This window comes from Dietzia sp. HMSC21D01, from assembly GCF_001815995.1.
Classification (GTDB): domain Bacteria; phylum Actinomycetota; class Actinomycetes; order Mycobacteriales; family Mycobacteriaceae; genus Dietzia; species Dietzia cinnamea.
In genome coordinates, this window is record NZ_KV823773.1 from 1 (window position 1) to 2091 (window position 2091).

General features: G+C 75.2%; 4 protein-coding genes. All 4 read right to left on the reverse strand.

Annotated elements, in window-relative coordinates; all coding sequences use genetic code 11:
• Positions 1 to 390: MFS transporter (locus HMPREF3086_RS03880; protein WP_141763980.1), on the reverse strand; the 390-nt coding region annotated here is incomplete at its 3' end.
• Between the two features lie 24 nt (positions 391 to 414).
• Positions 415 to 1149 (reverse strand): LysE family translocator, encoded by a 735-nt coding sequence (locus HMPREF3086_RS03885; protein ID WP_070720246.1) that lies wholly within the window; start codon positions 1147 to 1149, stop codon positions 415 to 417.
• Complete coding sequence (locus HMPREF3086_RS03890; protein ID WP_070720248.1) at positions 1146 to 1766, reverse strand: methylated-DNA--[protein]-cysteine S-methyltransferase; 621 nt, start codon at positions 1764 to 1766, stop codon at positions 1146 to 1148. Before HMPREF3086_RS03890 ends, HMPREF3086_RS03885 begins: the two co-directional genes overlap by 4 nt.
• On the reverse strand, positions 1763 to 2091 hold a 329-nt coding region (locus HMPREF3086_RS19250; RefSeq protein ID WP_210401834.1), incomplete at its 5' end, for a sigma factor-like helix-turn-helix DNA-binding protein. The genes HMPREF3086_RS03890 and HMPREF3086_RS19250, both read right to left, overlap by 4 nt.

Sequence of the window (2091 nt, forward strand, 5' to 3'; positions counted from 1 at the left end):
CGGGGCGCCGGCGGACAGTTCGCGCACCCATGCGCTGCCGGCGCCGAACGCCGCGCCCGACGCGAGGCCGGCGAGGAACCGGCCGATGTACAGCCACAGCTCATGCTGCGGGCCGAGGAGCATGGCCACGGTCGCGAGCAGGGAGAGCACGAGGACGGGCCGCATGAGGACGCGGCGGCCGTTGCGGTCGGACCACCGGCCGGCGACCAGCAGAGTGGGCAGCAGCCCGACGATGTAGACGCTGAAGATCGCGGTGACGCCGGACTGCGAGAGCCCCTGCTCCGCGCGGTAGAGATTGAGCAGCGGCGCGAACTGGTTGGCGCCCCAGCCCACCGCGAACACCGCGAGGGCGGCGGTCACCCAGCTGCGGCGGTCGACCGGAGAATCCATGAGCAGCAACCTAACCCGCGGGTCTCAGACGAGCGCGGCAATGACGAACGCCACCCCCGCCGCCACGAACAGCGCGCTGGCCACGAGGTCGACCCACGGCAGCAGCCGCCCGACCCGCTCGTTGACCGCGCGGTGCGAGGCGACCATCGCGAGCCCGGCGAACCACGCGAGCGCCACGGCGAGCATCCCCGCGACCAGCGCCACCGACCACGCCACCGACACCTCGTCGCGCAGGAACGGCGTCAGCACGGCGCCGAAGAACACCAGGGCCTTGGGGTTGGCGAGGTTCGTGGCCAGGCCGCGCGCGACGTCCCGCCGCACCAGATCCGCTACTCCGACTCGGGATCCGCTACTCCTGTCGCGGTAGCGGATCCCGACTCCGGGTAGCGGATTCTGCGGGGCGGGGGCGGGTTCGGTGGGTGCGGGCGACGCCGGGTCCGTGGGCGGAGCGGAGTCGGTGGGTGCGCTGCGGGATCGCCACCACCCGCGCAGGCCGAGGACGCCCAGGGTGGCGAGCAGGAGCCCGCCGGCGACCTGGAGGACCGTCATGATCTGCGGATACACGCGCACGAGCGTGGCGACGCCCGCGAACGCGGCCCCGAGCCACACCGTGAGGCCGGCGACGATCCCCAGCGCGGTGGCCACGCCGTGCCGCCGCCCGGCGAGGGCGCGCTGGAGGACGACGACGACGTCGGGTCCCGGCGAGACGACCGCGATCGCCCACACGCCGAACAGGCCGAGGAGCTGCGCCGCGGTCACGCGGCCGATTCCATCGCGAGGAGCCGCTGCTTGGCCGCGATCCCGCCCCGGTACCCGCCGAGCCCACCGTCCGAGCGGAGGATCCGGTGACACGGCCACACCAGCGGGAGCGGGTTCGTGGCGCAGGCCGTGCCCACCGCGCGGACCGCGCCGGGCCGGTCGAGGGCGGCGGCGATCTCCCGGTACGTCGCGGTGCGGCCGTAGCCCACGCGGGCCAGGTGTTGCTGGACCTCGCCTCGGAAGCCCGTCGCGAGGCGGGTGTCGAGAGGCAGGTCGAAGTCGCGGCGGTCCCCGGAGAGGTACTGCCCGATCTGCTCTGCGGCGGCGTCGAGGATCGGCGAGTCGTCCTCGTCCCGCAGGACGCGCGGGCCGATGCGGGTGGCGAGGGTCGCGAGCACCGCGTCGGCGTCCTCGACCTCGAACGCCACGTACACCAGGCCGAGCGGGGTGGCGGCCAGCAGCAGGCCCCCGATGGGCGAGTCGACGGTCCGGTAGACGACGTCGACCAGGCCCTCGCGCTCGGCGTCGCGGGCGAGGCGGTCGCGGAGCCGGCCGGTGTCGGCGGGCGCGGCCCGCAGCGTGGCGATCGCGGCGTCGGTCGTAGTGTGTTCGGTCATGGCGCGACCTCCTGTGACTGTGGCTGTGACCGGGTGAGCGTCCTGCGCAGGGCGGCGATCCCGTCGGCGGCAGCGCGCCGGGCCGCGGCCTCGGTGCCGCCCGTGAGCTCGGCGATCTCGGCATAGCGGAGACCGCCCAGGTACCGGTACGCCACACAGAGGCGCTGCCGGGTCGGCAGGGCGGCGACCGCGTCCCAGATGTGCGGGTCGACCTCGTCGTCGTCGCCCCCGGGGGCTCCACCCGAGCCACCCGCGCGCACCCCGCCCGGTCCCGGTGCGCGGGCGTCGAGGACGGCGATGTCGTCGGCGGCGCCGGTCGGGACCG

Coding starts and splice junctions, on each gene's coding strand:
- HMPREF3086_RS03890 (WP_070720248.1), bottom strand. CDS start 1,766: ATGACCGAACACACTACGACCGACGCCGCGATCGCCACGCTGCGGGCC.